Annotated in this window: 17 protein-coding genes; 3 read left to right on the top strand and 14 right to left on the bottom strand. The window is 61.3% G+C overall.

All coding sequences use genetic code 11. The annotated features are described in order from the left end of the window. The 9 genes from dnaE to hprK all read right to left on the bottom strand — a co-directional run. Positions 1-1,928, bottom strand: a 1,928-nt coding sequence (gene dnaE / locus QZ329_RS11850; RefSeq protein ID WP_295752870.1) for a DNA polymerase III subunit alpha, incomplete at its 3' end; no start/stop codon positions are given. An 18-nt stretch (positions 1,929-1,946) separates the two neighbouring features. Further along, positions 1,947-2,390 (bottom strand): DUF3788 domain-containing protein, encoded by a 444-nt coding sequence (locus QZ329_RS11845; protein WP_295752868.1) that lies wholly within the window; start codon positions 2,388-2,390, stop codon positions 1,947-1,949. Between the two features lie 12 nt (positions 2,391-2,402). Then, positions 2,403-2,693 (bottom strand): hypothetical protein, encoded by a 291-nt coding sequence (locus QZ329_RS11840; protein ID WP_295752866.1) that lies wholly within the window; start codon positions 2,691-2,693, stop codon positions 2,403-2,405. 38 nt (positions 2,694-2,731) lie between these two features. After that, a complete protein-coding gene (whiA, locus tag QZ329_RS11835; RefSeq protein WP_295752864.1) occupies positions 2,732-3,643 on the bottom strand; it encodes a DNA-binding protein WhiA in 912 nt (303 codons plus the stop codon). 24 nt (positions 3,644-3,667) lie between these two features. After that, the gene (locus QZ329_RS11830) at positions 3,668-4,696 is read right to left on the bottom strand and encodes a gluconeogenesis factor YvcK family protein (RefSeq protein WP_295752862.1); all 1,029 of its coding nucleotides are present in this window, start codon (positions 4,694-4,696) and stop codon (positions 3,668-3,670) included. 19 nt (positions 4,697-4,715) lie between these two features. Beyond that, positions 4,716-5,579, bottom strand: coding sequence for an RNase adapter RapZ (rapZ, locus tag QZ329_RS11825; protein WP_295752860.1), 864 nt, complete (start codon positions 5,577-5,579; stop codon positions 4,716-4,718). An 11-nt stretch (positions 5,580-5,590) separates the two neighbouring features. Next, positions 5,591-6,508 (bottom strand): UDP-N-acetylmuramate dehydrogenase, encoded by a 918-nt coding sequence (gene murB / locus QZ329_RS11820; protein WP_295752858.1) that lies wholly within the window; start codon positions 6,506-6,508, stop codon positions 5,591-5,593. A gap of 29 nt (positions 6,509-6,537) precedes the next feature. After that, the gene (locus QZ329_RS11815; RefSeq protein WP_295752856.1) at positions 6,538-7,455 is read right to left on the bottom strand and encodes an ROK family protein; all 918 of its coding nucleotides are present in this window, start codon (positions 7,453-7,455) and stop codon (positions 6,538-6,540) included. An 11-nt stretch (positions 7,456-7,466) separates the two neighbouring features. After that, positions 7,467-8,396 carry an HPr(Ser) kinase/phosphatase gene (hprK, locus tag QZ329_RS11810; RefSeq protein WP_295752853.1) on the bottom strand — a complete coding sequence of 310 codons (930 nt, stop codon included), beginning with the start codon at positions 8,394-8,396 and terminating at the stop codon, positions 7,467-7,469. A gap of 259 nt (positions 8,397-8,655) precedes the next feature. Here hprK and rpmB point away from each other — a divergent pair, with 259 nt between their 5' ends. Further along, on the top strand, positions 8,656-8,844 hold the full coding sequence (rpmB, locus tag QZ329_RS11805) for a 50S ribosomal protein L28 (protein WP_204789381.1): 189 nt from the start codon (positions 8,656-8,658) through the stop codon (positions 8,842-8,844). Between the two features lie 108 nt (positions 8,845-8,952). Here rpmB and tgt read toward each other — a convergent pair whose 3' ends face one another. From tgt to QZ329_RS11785, 4 genes are read right to left on the bottom strand one after another with little or no spacing between them, the layout of a single operon-like run. Further along, the gene (gene tgt / locus QZ329_RS11800) at positions 8,953-10,086 is read right to left on the bottom strand and encodes a tRNA guanosine(34) transglycosylase Tgt (RefSeq protein WP_295752851.1); all 1,134 of its coding nucleotides are present in this window, start codon (positions 10,084-10,086) and stop codon (positions 8,953-8,955) included. A gap of 22 nt (positions 10,087-10,108) precedes the next feature. Beyond that, a complete protein-coding gene (locus QZ329_RS11795) occupies positions 10,109-10,360 on the bottom strand; it encodes a TfoX/Sxy family protein (RefSeq protein WP_295752849.1) in 252 nt (83 codons plus the stop codon). Positions 10,361-10,371: 11 nt separating this feature from the next. Further along, positions 10,372-11,397 (bottom strand): tRNA preQ1(34) S-adenosylmethionine ribosyltransferase-isomerase QueA, encoded by a 1,026-nt coding sequence (gene queA, locus QZ329_RS11790; RefSeq protein ID WP_295752847.1) that lies wholly within the window; start codon positions 11,395-11,397, stop codon positions 10,372-10,374. A 9-nt stretch (positions 11,398-11,406) separates the two neighbouring features. Next, positions 11,407-13,062: a SpoIID/LytB domain-containing protein gene (locus tag QZ329_RS11785; RefSeq protein ID WP_295752845.1), complete on the bottom strand. Its 1,656-nt coding sequence runs from the start codon at positions 13,060-13,062 to the stop codon at positions 11,407-11,409. A gap of 185 nt (positions 13,063-13,247) precedes the next feature. Here QZ329_RS11785 and asd point away from each other — a divergent pair, with 185 nt between their 5' ends. Next, complete coding sequence (gene asd / locus QZ329_RS11780; protein ID WP_295752871.1) at positions 13,248-14,339, top strand: aspartate-semialdehyde dehydrogenase; 1,092 nt, start codon at positions 13,248-13,250, stop codon at positions 14,337-14,339. 87 nt (positions 14,340-14,426) lie between these two features. Further along, the gene (gene dapA / locus QZ329_RS11775; protein WP_295752841.1) at positions 14,427-15,314 is read left to right on the top strand and encodes a 4-hydroxy-tetrahydrodipicolinate synthase; all 888 of its coding nucleotides are present in this window, start codon (positions 14,427-14,429) and stop codon (positions 15,312-15,314) included. A 48-nt stretch (positions 15,315-15,362) separates the two neighbouring features. Here the strand turns inward: dapA and QZ329_RS11770 are convergent, their stop codons facing one another. Then, entirely contained in the window at positions 15,363-16,529 is a 1,167-nt protein-coding gene (locus tag QZ329_RS11770; RefSeq protein ID WP_295752839.1) for a hypothetical protein, read from the bottom strand. Between the last annotated feature and the right edge of the window lie 411 nt (positions 16,530-16,940).

The following is a 16,940-nucleotide window of genomic DNA, read 5'->3' as shown; positions in this document are numbered from 1 at the left end:
CAGGCGATGAAGCGCGGGATGGAATCCATGGGGCCGGGACGGTAGAGGGCGATAATGGCGGTGATATCCTCAATGTTCTGGGGCTTCAGGCCCACGCAGACACCGGTCATGCCGGTGGATTCCATCTGAAACACACCGGAGGTCTTCCCCGCCGCCAGCATATCATACGTCTCGAGGTCCTCCTCCGGAATGTCCGCCAGACGGAAATCCGGCTGCCGCTCCTTCAAAAGCTGCACCGCGTCCTCCAGCACCGTCAGGTTCCGCAGGGCCAGGAAATCCATCTTCAAAAGCCCAAGTTCCTCCAGCGTCACCATGCCGTATTGGCAGACCACGATGTCGTCGTTTTTCGCCAGGGGGACGTACTCATAGACGGGCCGCTTCGTGATGACCACCCCGGCGGCGTGGGTGGAGGCGTTCCGGGGCATGCCCTCCAGCATCCGGGCGGTATCAATGAGACGCTTCACCGTCTCGTCGCTGCCGTAGAGGTCGCTGAGGGACTTGGTCAGCCGCAGAGCTTCCGCCAGGGTGATGTGAGACCCGGGAGGGTTCGGAATCTGCTTGGCAATTTGGTCCACCTCGGCATAGGGCAGGTTCATCACCCGCCCCACATCCCGCACCACGCCCCGGGCCGCCATGGTGCCAAAGGTGACGATCTGGGCCACATGGTCCTCGCCGTATTTCCGGCGGACGTACTCAATGACCTCGCCCCGGCGGGTGTCGCCAAAGTCCATGTCGATATCCGGCATACTCACCCGCTCCGGATTCAGGAAACGCTCGAAGTACAGCCCGTATTTCACCGGGTCAATGTCCGTGATATAGAGGCAGTAGCTGACCATGGACCCCGCCGCGCTGCCCCGGCCGGGGCCCACGGGAATGCCCACGCTCCGGGCGTAGCGGACGAAGTCGGAGACGATGAGAAAGTAGTCCGTAAACCCCATCTTCTCAATCATGTCCTGCTCATACCGCAGCTGCTCCCGGTGAGTCTCATCCTCCCCATAGCGGGCCCGGTAGCCCTCATCGCAGAGCTTTTTTAAATAGGAGAAGCTGTCGTATCCCGGAGGCAGCTGGAATTCCGGCAGGTGGTACTTGCCAAAGGTGAAGTCCATGCTGCACTGCTCCGCGACCTTCGCCGTGTTCTCGATGGCCCCCTCGTAATCGCAAAACAACTCCGCCATCTCCGCCTCGCTGCGGAGATAGAAATTCCGGGGCTCGTAGCGCATGCGGTTTTCGTCGTCCAGCGTCTTCCCCGTCTGGATACAGAGGAGCACATCATGGGCCTCCGCGTCCTCCTTGCGGAGGTAATGGGCGTCGTTGGTGCACACCATCGGCAGCCCAGTCTCCTGGTGAATGCGGAGAACGCCCCGGTTTACCACGGCCTGGTCCCGAATACCGTGGTCCTGAAGCTCCAAATAAAAATGGTCCGGGCCGAAAATGTCCGCCAGCTCCAGGGCATAGCGCTTGGCGTTCTCATACTCCCCGTTCCGCAGCCGCCGGGGAATCTCCCCCGCCAGGCACGCGGAGAGGGCCACCAGTCCCCCGCTGTGCTCCCGCAGAAGCTCCAGGTCGATGCGGGGCTTGATGTAAAAGCCCTCCGTCCAGGCCATGGAGACCATGTAGGAGAGATTGCGGTAGCCCTCTTCATTCTCGCAGAGAAGGACCAGGTGACGGCTCTCGGAGTCGAACTCATGAACCTTGTCGGTGAGGCGCCGGCCCTCCGCCGTGACGTAGACCTCGCAGCCGATGATGGGTTTAATTCCCTCCGCCTTGCAGGCCCGGTAAAAATCCACCGCGCCGTACATGACGCCGTGGTCCGTGATGGCGCAGGCGGTCTGACCCAGCTCCTTCACGATTTTCGGCAGGTCCCGGATGCGGCACGCGCCGTCCAGAAGGCTGTATTCCGTGTGGACGTGCAGATGAGCGAAGGACATAACGCCTCCCCCTCCCCCTTATTGATTAGCTGGCTTCGACCGGAGGGCCAACAGAGCTTTGGCATCCTCCAAAATCTCCGGTGCGGTCAAATCCATCATCAGCCAGCGCCCTATTTTCGAGGACGCTGTGCGTTGGTACAGCGTCCGGGTGGCTTCTGTACAAGCGAAAAGAATCCCCTCCGCCGCAGCCTCGTCCTTCGGCGCAATGGAGATCATCGCCGTCACATAGCCCGGCCGAAGATAGACAGTAGTCAGGGCCTTGCTGCCCTTTTTAAATTTCAGGTTCCACCCCGGCTCCAGGCCGCACTTACTGAATTCCATCTGGGGCTCCGCACCGTAGGCGTCTTTCAAGTACTGCCGGAACTCCGGCCAGAGAGGGTTGTCCGCAAAGCGGTCAACATCCTCCATAGCAGGCTGCAAGTTCAGAGGAAAACGCTGGGTCCAGGTCATTGCATCAGTCATTGTTTGTTCTCCTTATTCTTGCTCTTTTGTCAGTTCTTTCTTGCACCCGGGACAACACTTCGGCAAATGGAAACGCACAAAGCGCCCCTGGAACAGCTGTACACCGCAATGGGGACATACGATATTTCTTCTGGCGATCAGTCCCCCTGCCAATACTGGAAAAATCAGAAGGGATGCCACACCTGTCCGAAACGCTCCTGGGTCCTGGCGGCGGAAGTAGATGATCAGCTGTGCCAGAATTATCCCCGCGGCAAGCAGCAGCAGAGTAACTCTGTGGGCAAGGAAGCATTTCGGCTTTTTCATGGCGTTCCATCTCCTTTATTTATAATAATACTGTTCGCTCAATGTTCCTCCGCTAGCTCCACCAGCTTGCGCAAGCGGTGGTTCAGGCAGGATTTCGTCACAGGCGGGTCAAATATCTCCGCCAACTCTGACAAACTCAGCTCCGGATATTCCAACCGCAAAGCCGCCGTTTCCCGGAGCTTGTCCGGCAGCTTTCTGAGCCGTCCCGTCTCCTCCAGTTTTCGAATGGCCGCTCCCTGACTCTGGGCGGCCTCCACCGCCTTATCCAAGTTGGCGCTGTCGCAGTTCAGCCGGCGGTTTACACTGTTGCGGATGCCCTTTTCCAGTTTGGTGGACATAATCCGCATGGCCGCCACCGGCGCGCCGATGAGGGTCAGGAAGTCCTCGATTTGGTCGCTCTGCTTGAAGTACGTGACAAAGCTGCTGTTCCGGCCCACGCTTTTTGGGGGGTAGCCGTTCTCCCGGAGCAGCACCTCCAGCTCCCGGCTGGCCTGGAGGTGAGAACTGGTCAGCTCCAGGTGATAGCGTTTGGCGGGGTCCGTAATGCTTCCCCCGGCGAAGAAGCAGCCCCGGAGAAAGGACGCCCGGCAGCACTCCTCCTCCACCATGGCAAAGTTGATGTGGAGGGCCAGGCTCTGCCGGGGCTCATAGCCCAAAAGATTGATGATGTGGTCCAGCTTCTCCTGTTCGGTGATCTGAAAGACCATCTTGCCAGACGCCTCCGCGCCGGGGAAAATATCCGGCTGCCGGTCGAAGCAGAGGTCGAAGGCCCGGCTGAACAGCCGGGGCAGCCGGGCGGCAAAATTGGGATTCTCCGTAATAATCCGGACCTCCCTGGCGTTGAAGGTATGGCAGTAGAGCAGGATACCGTAAGCCTCCGCCTGGGCGCAGCAGCGCCGCTGGACCGGCAGCTTGCACAGTTCATTTTTCGTGTCAAAAGAAAATGACATCGGCGGCTCCTCTCTTCATTCCGCTCATTCCTTGCGGTACCGGCCGCCGGGAATGCGGACGTTTCTCTCCGCGTGGAGCAGAATCAGCTCCTGGGCCAGGTTCCTGGGGTGATGGCGGACATAGCCGTCCTGCACCATGGCGATGGGGCGGCTGATCAGTTCGATTCCCAGCTTGGAGCAGCGCTCCCCGTCATACCGCAGAAGCTCCGCCCCCTCCTCGGCATAGCGGGCGGCCACGTCCCGTGGAATGGGCGAGGAGTTCACCAGGCACAGGCTGAACAGGCGGTCCGCCGAGTGCTGGAAAATGGCGGAGATGTGGTCCGAGGCGGTGTAGCCCTCCGTCTCCCCCTCCTGGGTCATGACGTTGCAGACATAGACCTTCAGGGCGGAGGACGCCTGAATCGCCTCCACAATCCCGTCCACCAGCAGATTGGGAATGATACTGGTATATAGACTGCCGGGTCCCAAAACAATCATGTCCGCCTCGGAAATGGCGGCCACGGCCTCCGGCAGAGCCTTGGGCCGCTCCGGCAGCAGCCGCACCTTGGTGATGCGGCAGTCTTCCTTCTTCTTGCAGTAGAAAATCTTGGATTCCCCTATGACGGAGGCTCCGTTTTCAAATTCCGCCTCCAGCTGCACGTCGGCGGTGGTCACAGGCAGAACCCGGCCGGTGATGGCCAGTACCTCGCTCATCCGGCGGACCGCCGAGTCAAAGGTGGGGGAAATGCCGTTCAGCGCCGCCAGAAAGAGGTTGCCGAAGCTCTGCCCCGCAAGGGAGCCCTCCTGAAAGCGGTAGTCCATCAGCTGGTTCATCAGCGGCTCTGTGTTGGCCAGCGCCGCCAGGCAGTTGCGTATATCCCCCGGCGGAGGCATACCCAAATCCTGGCGCAGCGCGCCGGAGCCGCCGCCGTCGTCCGCCACGGTGACGATGGCGGAGAGGTTTTCCGTGTACTCCTTCAATCCCCGCAGCATATTGGAAAGGCCGTGGCCGCCGCCAATGACGGCAATGCGCGGCCCCTGTTTACGGGACGAGGGATAAGGCCGGTATTCCATCGTGTCTCTCCCTTCCCCGTCAAACCGCCCGGCTGATATCCCGGTGATGCTCCGTTGTCTGATAGCCCTGCTCCCGGATAAACTCCGCCAGCGCGTGGGCAATGGCCACCGAACGGTGGTGCCCTCCGGTACAGCCCACAGCGATCACCAGCCCGGTTTTCCCCTCCTCCGCATAGAGCGGCAGAGTGAAGCGCAGAAGGTCCTCCACCTTCTGCAAGAAACCGTGGGTCTGCTGAAAGCCGAACACATAATCCGACACCGCCTGTTCCAAGCCGGTCTGGTGGCGAAGCTCCTCCATGTAAAAGGGGTTCGGCATAAAACGCACGTCCAGCACCAGGTCGGCCTCCAGAGGCAGACCGTATTTAAAGCCGAAGGAAACAACGCTCACCGGCATGCCCCCTTTTTCCGTTTCCCCGTTAAAAAGGCGCAGAAGCTCCCGCCGCAGGCGGGCGGTGGAAAGCCGGGTGGTGTCCACCACGAAGTCCGCCCGCTCCTTCACCGGCTCCAGCAGCCCCCGCTCCCGTTCCACCGCCGCCTCCAAAGAGTCCGTCTCTTTCTGAAGGGGATGCCGGCGGCGCGTCTCCTTATAACGCTTGATGATGGTCTCCGGCGAGGCCTCCAGGAACAGCATCCGGCAGACGCCTTCCATGCTCCGCAGCTGGTCCAGCACATCGAACAGCTCCGTGAAAGACTCCGAGGTCCGCACGTCGTATACCAGTGCCACCCGGGCATACCGTCCGCCGCCGCCGGCGCAGAACTCCGCAAATTTTAAAATCATGGCGGCGGGCATGTTGTCCACAATATAAAATCCGCTGTCTTCCAGAAAGGAGGCCGCCTTGCTCTTCCCGCTGCCGGACAGGCCGGAGATGATTAAAATTTCCATATGAAACCGTCCTAATCCACAAATTTAACCTCCGGCTCCAGCCGGACGCCGGTTTTCTCCCACACTGCCGCCTGCACCTGTCCAATCAGCTCCCGGATATCGGCGCAGGTAGCTCCGCCCCGGTTCACAAGGAACCCGGCGTGCTTTTCCGACACCTGGGCTCCGCCCACCGTCAGCCCTTTCAGGCCGCACTGGTCGATCAGCGTTCCGGCAAAATGGCCCTCCGGGCGCTTGAAGGTGCTGCCCGCGCTGGGCCACTCCAGAGGCTGGCTGGCCCTCCGGCGGTTGATCAGGTCCCGCATGGTCTCCCGGATGGCCTCCGGCTCGCCGGGCGAAAGCCGAAACACCGCATACAGCGCCGCCGCCTCCGGCCGCTCTGTCAAAACGCTTTTGCGGTAGCCAAAGGCCAGCTCCTCCCCGGTGAGGAACCTCACGCCCTCCTCCGGGAACAGCACCGACACGCCGGCGATCACCTGTTTCAGCTCCCCGCCGTAGGCTCCGGCGTTCATACAGACGCCCCCGCCCACCGTTCCGGGGATGCCGTGGGCAAATTCCAGACCCGTCAGCCCCTGTTTGCAGGCGAAGTCCGCCAGCCGGGCCAGGGGAACGCCGGACTCCGCCACAAGGCTGCCCGGCTCCTCTCCCGCTTCCAGGCGGCAAAGGCGGTCCGTCACGATCACCAGCCGGTCCACCCCCGCATCCGGGGCCAGCAGATTTGTGCCGTTGCCCATCACCAGGGGCCGCGCCCCGCAGTCCCGGGCCATGGACAGCAGCAGCACCAGCTGCTCCCCCTTTTCCGGAAAGGCCATCCGTCTGGCCGGGCCGCCCACCCGGAAGGAGGTGTGCTTTGCCATGGGCTCCTCTTTCAGAACCGTCACATCCGGCAGATAATCCGCAAGCTGTTTGTCAAGCTGTGCCGTCCAATCCATAAAGGGTCCCCCTGTTCTTCCCATTCCAATCAGAGCACCCGGCCCAAAAGCGCCGCGCCGATGATGCCCGCGTCGTTCCCCAGCTCTGCCGGGAGGATGCGGGTCGCGCGTCCGCCGTGCCGGGAGAAGCACTCCGCCACCACGGCCTCCCGCAGCGGCTCCATCAACAGATGAACGGGCGCCGCCGCCACGCCGCCGCCGATGGCCACAACTTCTGGGCGCAGGATGTTGATGAGACTGACCAGTCCTCCGGCCAGATAATTTACGTATTCCCGGCAGACGGCCAGCGCGGTCTCGTCCCCCGCCTCCGCCGCCTGGAAAGCTGTGCGGCCCTCCACGCCGTTTCCGGAGGCGGCGATCTCATGCAGCAGGCTCTCCGGGTGCGCCTCCATGGCCCGCCTGGTCTGCTGAATCAGGCCCGTGGCGGAGGCATACCGCTCCCAGCAGCCCAGGCGGCCGCAGTTGCAGGGCTCGCCGCCCTGGCAGACCACCATATGTCCCGCCTCGCTGGAGGTCACGCCTCCCCGAAGCCTTCCGTTCAAAATCAGTCCCGCGCCCACGCCGGTGCCCAGCGTCACCACGGCAAAGTCCTGGGTGCCCTTCCCCGCGCCCCGGAAAAACTCGCCCACGGCGGCGCAGTCCGCGTCGTTACCCAGCAGCAGCGGCAGGTCCAGATGCTGCCGGAACAGGCGCTCCAGCGGGACATTCTCCATGGGGATATTGGTGGTGAACAGCACATCGCCGCCGTCCACCGCGCCGGGCAGGCCAATGCCCGCCCACCGGACGCTCTCCTGCATCACCTTTTTAGACAGCTCCGCCAGGGTTTTGGCAAAGGCCTCCGGGCCATGAAAGTCCAGGGGAACCCGCTCCACCTTCAGGATGTTGCCCTCTCCGTCCACAAGACCGGCCTTCAGATTCGTGCCGCCTACGTCAATTCCAATATACATGGTTTGCCTCCTCACATTTTTCCATCCGCCCGGGCGTCCACCTTCTGCGCCAGCTCCTGTGCCGCGTTGTAGCCCAGCTTCCGGTGACGATTATTCATGGCCGCCACCTCCACAATACTGGCCAGATTCCGGCCGGGCCGCACCGGGATGACAACGGTGGGCACCTGGATATCCAGAATGTCGATGAAATGATCCTCAATGCCCAGCCGATCATAGAATTTCGTGCTGTCCCAGGGCTCAAAATTCACCACCATGTCCAGCTGGGCCTCGTTCTTGATGGCCCGAACGCCGAAGAGCTGCTGCACGTTGATAACGCCGATGCCCCGCAGCTCGATGTAATTCCGGATCATTTCCGGCGCGGTGCCCATCAGCCGCCCGGAGACCCGGCGAAGCTCCACCGCGTCGTCGGCCACCAGGCGGTGCCCCCGCATGATGAGTTCGATGGCGGCCTCGCTCTTGCCCACGCCGGAATCGCCGGTAATCATGACGCCCTCGCCGTAAATATCCAGCAGCACGCCGTGGCGGGTGATACAGGGGGCCAGCACCCGGTTCAGGTATTCAATGGTGCGGCTGGTGAAGGCCACCGTCACCTCGTTGGTCCGAAGCAGAGTCTTCTGGTGCTCGACGGCGCTTTCAATGCACTCCGGGAAGCAGTCCAGGCTCCGTGCGATCACCAGCGCGGGGATGTCGTAAAGGAACAGGTCGTCAAAACACTTGCGGCGCTGCGCCTCTGTAAGACCCCGAAGGTACGTGACCTCCGCCTTGCCGATAACCTGGAGGCGGCAGGGATCAAAGTAGTCATAAAAGCTGTGGAACTGGAGACCGGGCCGGTTCAAATCCGGCACGGTCAAGAGGGCGGTATCAAAATCACTGCCCTGATTCAATACCTCCAGATTAAAGAGGGAAACAAAATCTTTCACCTTCAAACCGTTTTCACGCATGGCGTTTCTCCTTTTCCCGGGAGGGGCATTCCCGCCGGGCGAATCCTTCGTTTTCGCGTCCAGAACGCGTCCGTCTTCATTATATATGAAGTCTTCCGATTCCGCAACACCTTCGGCGCAGAAGATGGACGGGAAATGCCTTAAAAAAAACTCGGGTTTTTTGAAAATTCTTCTTGCATTTTTCGATAGATTCTGTTATTATAACACCTGTGCTTATGAAAATACGCACACAGTATGCAACAGCGGGGAGGTGCAATGGATGGCTAAGTGCGAGTATTGCGGCAAAGGCGTGACCTTTGGCATTCAGGTCTCTCACTCTCACCGGCGTTCCAACCGTCCCTGGAAGCCCAACGTGAAACGTGTCAAGGCGATCGTGGATGGTTCTCCCCGTCACGTGTATGTCTGCACCCGGTGCATGCGCTCCGGCAAGGTTACCAGAGCGGTCTAAAGTGAACGAGAAAAACTCCCGGACTTCGGTCCGGGAGTTTTTTTGCAACGAAGGCGCTCTCCTGTTCCCTGCAATCAAAAGTTCCAAAGCAAAACGCGGGCTTCTGTCTCAGACCCGTTCCGCCAGCTTCTCGCTGTACTCCGCTCGGAATTCCGCAAAGCGGTCCTCATCCAGGGCCTGACGGATTTTGGCGGTAAGCTCGTTGTAGAAATACAGATTATGCAGCACCGCCAGCCGGAGGGCAAGCGTCTCCTCCGCCTTAAAGAGATGCCGGAGATAGGCCCTGGAAAACCGCCGGCAGACGGGACAGCCGCAGCGCTCGCTGATGGGCCGTTCATCCGCGGCGTACTTGGCGTTGAGAATGTTGACCGTCCCTTCCCAGGTGAAGAGCTTCCCATGCCGCCCGTTTCTCGAGGGCATGACGCAGTCAAAGAAGTCCACGCCCCGGGCCACGCCTTCGATGATATTACTGGGCGTGCCCACGCCCATGAGATACCGGGGCTTGTCCTTGGGCATGTAGGGCTCCACCGCGTCGATAATGTCATACATGACCTGGGTGGGCTCTCCCACCGCCAGACCGCCGATGGCGTAGCCGTCGCAGTCCAGTTTGGCAATCTCCTCCATGTGCCAGACGCGGAGGTCCGCAAAAGTTGCCCCCTGGTTGATGCCGAAGAGAAGCTGCTTGGGATTGACGGTCCCCGGCAGGGCGTTCAGCCGGTCGTGCTCCCGCTTGCAGCGCTCCAGCCATCGGAGCGTACGCTCACAGCTGGCCTTGGCGTAGTCGTACGCCGCCGGATTCTCCACACACTCATCAAAGGCCATGGCGACATCGCTGCCCAGGTTGGACTGGATGCGCATGGACTCCTCCGGGCCCATGAAGATTTTCCGCCCGTCGATGTGGGACGAAAAATAGACTCCCTCCTCCTTGATGCGCCGGAGGGGCGCCAGGGAGAAGACCTGAAAGCCGCCGGAATCCGTCAGAATCGGGCCGTCCCAATTCATAAACGAATGGAGCCCCCCCATCCGGCGGATGAGCTCGTCGCCAGGGCGGAGATGAAGGTGATACGTATTGCTCAGCTCGATCTGGCAGTTGACCTCTCGAAGGTCAAACGCGTCCACGCCGCCCTTAATGGCGGCCTGGGTGCCCACATTCATAAACACCGGGGTCTGCACCACGCCCCCATGCGCACAGGAAAACTGGCCGCGCCGGGCGCGGCCCTCGGTCTTGACAAGGTTAAACATCGGTCTCTCCTATCGATTTTGATTACAGGCTGTCAAAAAAGGCCCGCAGCTCCGCCTTCCGCTCCGGCGGAAGGTCCTTTTTCGGGATGCACAGCTCCGCCCCGGCCAGGGCGGTGAGCTGATGGAAACAAGCCGCGGGGTCTACCTGGGCGCGAATCCGGAGGAACGCCTCCTGCGCCCCAGCCTTCCGAAGGTCTTCCGGTGTCTCGATTCCCGCCCGGCGCAGATTTTCCGCCAGCTTGGGCCCAATATTGGGCAGGCTGGTCAACGTCATAGGCGCCCTCCTCATAGGATAAACATGGCGTCGCCAAAAGAGAAGAAGCGGTAGCGCTCCTCCACCGCCTCCCGATAGGCGGCAAGCGTCGCCTCCCGTCCGGCGAAGGCGGACACCAGCATAATCAGCGTGCTCTCGGGAAGATGGAAGTTCGTCACCAGCCCGTCCATCACCTTAAACCGATAGCCGGGGTAGATGTAGATATTGGTCCAGCCGGACCTGGGTTCCATATTTCCGTCCTCCTCCGCCCAGCTCTCCAGCGTCCGGCAGGAAGTGGTTCCCACGCAGACGCAGCGGCCGCCGCCGGCCTTTGTGCGGTTGATGAGCTCCGCCGTCTCAGGGGGGATGGTACAAAACTCCCGGTGCATGCCGTGCGCCTCGACCGTTTCCTCTTTCACCGGGCGGAAAGTTCCCAGTCCCACATGGAGTGTCACATAGCCCAGCCCCACGCCCTTGTCCGCCAGCTTTTTCAGAAGCTCCGGCGTGAAGTGCAACCCCGCCGTAGGCGCGGCGGCGCTGCCCGGCACCTTGGAATACACCGTCTGATAGCGCTCCCGATCCTGAAGCTCCTCCTTGATGTACGGCGGCAGAGGCATCTTCCCAAGGCGCTCCAACACCTCCAGGAAAATCCCCTGGTACTCAAACCGAACCAGACGGTTGCCGTCCGCCTCCTCCCCCACCACCTGGGCGGCGAGGGTCCCATCTCCAAAGGTCATCCGCGTCCCGGAGCGCAGCTTCCGCCCCGGCCGGACCAGGCATTCCCACACGTTTTCCCCCCGATCGGTGAGAAGCAGCACCTCGCAGGCCCCGCCTCCCGGAAACCTCTGCCCCAGAAGCCGGGCGGGCAGAACGCGGGAATCGTTCAGAATCAGGCAGTCCCCCGGATTCAGCAGCTCCGGCAGATCGTAAAACCGCCGGTGTCCGGTCTCCCCCGTCGCCCGGTTCAGCGTCATGAGACGGGAGCCATCCCGCTTTTCAATGGGCGTCTGCGCGATGAGCTCCGCCGGCAGGTCATAGTAAAAATCACTTGTTTTCATGTCGTATCCTCAACCAATGGTGATGTCCGTGTAATAGAAATTCAAAATCTCCCGGCAGCTGTATCCCAACTCCGCCATGGCCTTGGCCCCATACTGGCTCATGCCCACATTGTGGCCGTTTCCCGTGCCGGCGATGACGAAATTTCCGTCGCCGCCGCCCCCGCCGGAAGGCTGGCTGGCGCCGCCGGTCACGGTGCCGGTGCCGGAGGAGGAAATCGCCGAAGCGGTATTTCCCTGCAGCGCGCGGACCTCCCCGCCTCCGGAGATGGCAAACGCCCCGTCCAGCGCGGAGAGCTGCGCCGTGCCGTTGACGTTCAGGCCGGCCGCCGGCCCTTTTCCGTTGATGGAAAAGCGCATGCTGCTGACGGATTTCTGATAGGTGCTGCTGTAAAAGATGGTCCGGCAAGTCTCGCCGCTGACCGTTTTCGTGCCGCCGGTTCCCACAAACGTCACCTTGTTCACATTTCCCAGCGGCGTGTACTCCGAGACGTAAGCGTCCCGCACCGTGCCCACGGAATAGCCCTTCTGGTCCAGAATCCAGCTCAGCTCCGCCGCCGTATACGTGACGGAGTAGGTGTTGTTCGGAACGGTGGTCCGGGCCTCATACGGGTCTATTTTTCCTTTCAGATATCCGGTGTCCGTGCCCCAGACATTGCTGCCGTCTTCGGTGGCGCCGCCGTTGGAGGCGTGATAAACCGCGTCCTGCACCAGCACGCCGTTGTAGTAAATGCACTCTCCAGCCGTGTTCTCCACCGCTTGATCGCTGGTCTCGGAGGGACCGGCCCCGCCGCTGCCGTGGCCGTTGTAGACCTGACAGTCCACGCCCCCGCAGACGTCGAAGCCGTTGGAGCTCAAGTGCTTATTGTGCCCCTGAACGAAGGTGCGGGCGCAGATTGCCTGCGCCTCCAGCGCGGCCAGGGGCCAGGCTCCGCCCATCTCATAGGGGATGACGCCCTTCACGTATTCCTCCAGGTCCACCACATTCACCACGTTCAGGTTTCCTCCGGTGACGCGGGGATACTCAAAACCGCCGCCGTACTTATAGCCCTTGAACCAGGTGGAGGTCTCCCGGCCCGAGGGCCGGACGCCCAGCGCCAGCACACCGCTGCAATCGAACTCAAAAAGGATGTTCTCCGTCCTCGTCCGGGTCACCATCACGCCAGTGGAGGAGGACCGGACCGCCTGACCGCCATAGCGGCCAGCTTCCGCCTCCGCCTCGCCCTGGGAGTCAAAGCGGCCCACCCGGACCACATACTCCCAATCCACCCAGGCGGGCCAGCCGCCCTCGGACCGGGCCCGGTTCAGCGCCTCCTCATAGGAGCGGAACCCGCCGATCTGGATGTGCCAGCCGCCCAGGCTCCGGTAGCCCCCGGCGGGTACGGTGGGAGAATACACGCCGCTTCCGTCCATATAGACTGATCCGGAGGCGGTCATGGAGATGGCGGTCTCCTCCGTCCAGCCCAGAGAGACAAAGGAGCGCCCCTCGTCAAAATAGCCGAACTCATAGCCTGAGCCCACCGCATTCTCCAGATTGGCGGAGAACAAGGCGGAGGAACCGTAGCGCAGGCCCACCTTCACCGTGCCGTTCTCAACCGCCGAGACCGGAAGGGCGAAAAGCGCGAAAAAAGTCACAACAATCCACAACATCAACAGCCGTTTTTTCATGGAACCTCCCAACGATCCCCGTCTTGACGTACCATAGAAATCATGATACTATACGTACAGCAGACATTTGTCCGCGCATCAGGCACAATTGTTGCCACATGTGAATATTATAATACAAAGGCGCGTTTTATTCAACCAGGAAATCTTTTCAGGATTTCGCAACAACGCGGCAGGAGGAGCATATGATGAAACAGTACAAGGTCGGCGTCATCGGCTGCACGGGCATGGTCGGGCAGCGTTTTGTCACTCTTTTGGAGAATCATCCCTGGTTTCAGCTGACGGCGGTGGCCGCCAGCGCCCGAAGCGCCGGGAAAACCTATGAGGAGGCGGCGGGTCCCCGCTGGGCCATGGACGCCCCCATGCCGGAGGAGGCCAAGGGGCTGGTGATCCTGGACGCGGAGGCGGAGGCGGAAACTCTGGCGTCCATGGTGGATTTCTGTTTCTGCGCCGTGGATATGAAAAAGGAGGACATCCGGGCCCTGGAGGAGAAGTACGCCAAACTGGAGTGCCCCATTGTCTCCAACAACTCCGCCCACCGCTGGACGGACGACGTGCCCATGGTGGTGCCCGAGATCAACGCGGAGCACCTTGCGGTCATCGAGGCCCAGCGCAGGCGTCTGGGCACCAAACGGGGCTTCATCGCCGTTAAGTCCAACTGCTCCCTCCAGAGCTATGTCCCCGCTCTTCATCCTCTGCTGAAATACGGTGTGGACCGGGCCCTGGTGTGTACGTATCAGGCCATTTCCGGCGCGGGCAAGACCTTTGCGCGCTGGCCGGAGATGGTGGACAACTGCATTCCTTACATCGGCGGCGAGGAGGAGAAAAGCGAGCAGGAACCCCTGAAGCTCTGGGGCAGCCTGCAAGACGGGAAAATCGTCAAGGCCGCCGGCCCCGCCGTCACCGCCCAGTGCTTCCGGGTGGCCTGCCAGGACGGCCACATGGCGGCGGTGTTCGTGAAATTCCAGGAGGGCAAAAAGCCCTCCATCGACCAGATCAAAGCCGACTGGGCCGCCTTCCGGGGCCCCGCCCAGGAGCTGGACCTCCCCTCCGCGCCCAAGCAGTTCCTCCACTACTTCGAGGAACCGGACCGCCCCCAGACCCGGCTGGACCGGAATCTGGAGAACGGCATGGCCGTTTCCCTGGGCCGCCTGCGGGAGGATACGCAGTACGATTACAAGTTCGTCGGCCTCAGCCACAACACCCTCCGGGGCGCCGCAGGCGGCGCGGTGCTGCTTGCCGAGCTGCTGTGCGCCAAGGGCTACATTGAGGCAAAGTAACCACACTTTACGAAAGAGGCGGTTTTCCGCACAGGCGGGCCGCCTCTTTTCATATTAATTTCAGATCAGGAAAAGGAGCTGACGTCTTTGAGGCAACCCATTTTCACAGGCTCTGCCGTGGCAATTGTCACACCCTTCAAGGAGTCCGGCGTGGACCTGGACGCTCTGGGGAATCTGCTGGACTTCCAGCTGGAAAACGGGACAGACGCGATCGTGGTCTGCGGCACTACCGGCGAGGCCAGCACCATGACCTACCGGGAGCGGGCGGAGACCATCGAGTTCTGCGTCCGCCATGTGGGAGGCCGGGTCCCGGTGATTGCCGGGTCCGGGTCCAACTCCACGGAAAACGCCGTGACCCTCTCCCGGGAGGCGGAGCGCTGCGGAGCCGGCGGTCTGCTGGTGGTGACGCCCTACTACAACAAGGCTAGCCAGGCGGGGCTGCTTCGCCACTTTCAGGCCGTCGCCTCCTCGGTCTCCCTGCCCATTCTTCTCTACAGCGTCCCCTCCCGCACCGGGGTCTCCATCACCCCGGAAACCTACGCCGCTCTGGCGAAAATTCCCAATATTGTCGGGGTCAAGGAAGCGTCGGGAAACCTGGGGAACATCCAGCGGACGCTGGCCCTCTGTCCCGAGGACTTCTATATCTGGTCCGGCAACGACGACGAGACCGTTCCCATCTGCGCTCTGGGGGGCAAAGGGGTCATTTCCGTCGCGGCGAATATTCTTCCGGCGGAGATGCACCGGCTGACCCAGCTGTGCCTCCAGAACGATTTCGCCGCCGCCGGGAAATTGCAGGTCCGATTGAAGGACTTCTGCGACGCCATGTTCTGCGACGTAAACCCCATCCCGGTGAAGACCGCCCTCGGGCTGCTTGGCTGGAGAGTGGGGGAACTTCGGTCTCCCCTGTGTCCACCCGGTCCGGAGAATCTGGCGCGCATCAAGGCCATTCTGGTCCAGTACGGACTTGCGATATAGCAATAGATAAAAAACAGCGCCGTCCGGAATTACCGGGCGGCGCTTCCCTTACCCCGCCGGTTCCGTCCGTTCCGCTTGAAAGTCTTTCAGCGCCTCTTCCAGGGCGGCGGTATCGCTGTAGTCCACATTTCCCAGGTCAATCTCGCCCCACGTTGTGTTTACCAGCTCCCGAGCGCCGTCCAGATACCCATGGACCTCCCGCAAAAAGGCGGCGATCTCCGGGATGTCAAAGCTCTCGTGCATGGGGCTTCCAAAATTGATGTCAAACTCCACATGGTTCTCCCGGCAGATTACCGGCTCCCCCATGGCGTCCAGGGAGAAAATCCGGTATTGGTAGGAGCCGTATCCCTGCCCCATGCCTGGGATATACTGGAGCAGGTAGAACTCCCCGTCCAGCCGGAGGGCCCAGAGGCTGTTTTCCCCGGCGTGCTGAACCGCGGCGTAATCCTCCCATAAAACCGCTTGCCCATCCAGAACCCGGAGGATGGAATAGTCCCGCCCCGTTCCCGTTTTACCAGGAACCCAGACCGTTTCCAGCTCCACCCGCTCCAACTCCCCGTCATGATTGAAGTCGTAGCGCCCCAGGTACTCATATGTCCGTTCCCGCGACTCCCCGGTCATGAAGCCGCCTCCACTCTCCCAGACGACACATTGGTAAAATTGCTGCGGGGTGGGTTTCCAGTTCCAGCCCAGCGACAGATCCAGGCGCCCCTCCGACCGCCACACGCACCAGGGCTCATACTCCGGGAGAACGGTGGATGTCTGGATGCCCGAACCGTCCGGCAGGGTAACAACCCATGCGGTCCAGCTCTCCGTCCCGATGACGCTGATGAAGCAATGTTTTGCCGACGTCTGGGCCACGGCGGCAAAGCCGCTCTCCGGGGACCAGAGAATAGACTGCCGGTAAGACCCGCTCCCAGTCCAGAGGACCTCCCCGGTTTTCGCGTCGGTAATCTCCAGCCGTTCCGCCGGAGGAAAGCCCATATCGCAGAAGTCCTCGCCGCTCCCCTCGATTCGGGCCAAGAAGCGCCCGTCCGGAGACAGGGCCTCCCCCTCCAGAACGGCGGACTGGAGAGTCCCGCTCTCCGGCACCTCAGTGGGGGCCTCCGCTTCCACCGGGACCTCCCGTTCCTCCGACGGGGGCTTTGTCAGCTCCATCTGCCCGCAGGCCGCCAGCAGCGCCAACAGCGCGAAAATCCCCGCCAGCCTCCTCATCCTCCAAGTCCCTCCTTTAAAATAGGTCACACAGGGATGGACCTGTGCGTCTGTCCATCTCTTTGGAGTCTCCAGTTTATCATAAGTCACTATTTATTGAAAGTGCTAATAAACAAAAAATGGTTTTAAATGTTATATGTACAATCTTTTCTATTGAGTCAGTTTTTCTCTGCCTTTCTGCATCAGATATCCTCACCCCTCTACCATAACCAGCAATACCTGAATCATTACGAATATCTAAATCAGCCTGTTTTTAACCGCCCAATCCAGGGCCAAGCGACACATGACATGCTTCGCACGTTGGCAAGCGGCATGGAGGAGAGGCCTGTGACGCCCCGCCATGGAGTCCGTGAATGCAGGCGTCTCTCCCAGGACTGGTGCGTCCTGACCGGACCGGACGGGACCCGCCGC

The organism is uncultured Oscillibacter sp., from assembly GCF_910579365.1.
Lineage (GTDB): Bacteria > Bacillota > Clostridia > Oscillospirales > Oscillospiraceae > Oscillibacter.
The sequence above is the reverse complement of the archived record's forward strand: the minus strand, read 5'-3'. Positions and strand labels throughout refer to the sequence as shown.

What these genes read in the sequence shown, in the direction of transcription:
- QZ329_RS11845 (WP_295752868.1), bottom strand. Translation starts at nt 2,390, where the DNA reads ATGACTGATGCAATGACCTGGACCCAGCGTTTTCCTCTGAACTTGCAG.
- QZ329_RS11840 (WP_295752866.1), bottom strand. Translation starts at nt 2,693, where the DNA reads ATGAAAAAGCCGAAATGCTTCCTTGCCCACAGAGTTACTCTGCTGCTG.
- whiA (WP_295752864.1), bottom strand. Translation starts at nt 3,643, where the DNA reads ATGTCATTTTCTTTTGACACGAAAAATGAACTGTGCAAGCTGCCGGTC.
- QZ329_RS11830 (WP_295752862.1), bottom strand. Translation starts at nt 4,696, where the DNA reads ATGGAATACCGGCCTTATCCCTCGTCCCGTAAACAGGGGCCGCGCATT.
- rapZ (WP_295752860.1), bottom strand. Translation starts at nt 5,579, where the DNA reads ATGGAAATTTTAATCATCTCCGGCCTGTCCGGCAGCGGGAAGAGCAAG.
- murB (WP_295752858.1), bottom strand. Translation starts at nt 6,508, where the DNA reads ATGGATTGGACGGCACAGCTTGACAAACAGCTTGCGGATTATCTGCCG.
- QZ329_RS11815 (WP_295752856.1), bottom strand. Translation starts at nt 7,455, where the DNA reads ATGTATATTGGAATTGACGTAGGCGGCACGAATCTGAAGGCCGGTCTT.
- hprK (WP_295752853.1), bottom strand. Translation starts at nt 8,396, where the DNA reads ATGCGTGAAAACGGTTTGAAGGTGAAAGATTTTGTTTCCCTCTTTAAT.
- rpmB (WP_204789381.1), top strand. Translation starts at nt 8,656, where the DNA reads ATGGCTAAGTGCGAGTATTGCGGCAAAGGCGTGACCTTTGGCATTCAG.
- tgt (WP_295752851.1), bottom strand. Translation starts at nt 10,086, where the DNA reads ATGTTTAACCTTGTCAAGACCGAGGGCCGCGCCCGGCGCGGCCAGTTT.
- QZ329_RS11795 (WP_295752849.1), bottom strand. Translation starts at nt 10,360, where the DNA reads ATGACGTTGACCAGCCTGCCCAATATTGGGCCCAAGCTGGCGGAAAAT.
- queA (WP_295752847.1), bottom strand. Translation starts at nt 11,397, where the DNA reads ATGAAAACAAGTGATTTTTACTATGACCTGCCGGCGGAGCTCATCGCG.
- QZ329_RS11785 (WP_295752845.1), bottom strand. Translation starts at nt 13,062, where the DNA reads ATGAAAAAACGGCTGTTGATGTTGTGGATTGTTGTGACTTTTTTCGCG.
- asd (WP_295752871.1), top strand. Translation starts at nt 13,248, where the DNA reads ATGAAACAGTACAAGGTCGGCGTCATCGGCTGCACGGGCATGGTCGGG.
- QZ329_RS11770 (WP_295752839.1), bottom strand. Translation starts at nt 16,529, where the DNA reads ATGAGGAGGCTGGCGGGGATTTTCGCGCTGTTGGCGCTGCTGGCGGCC.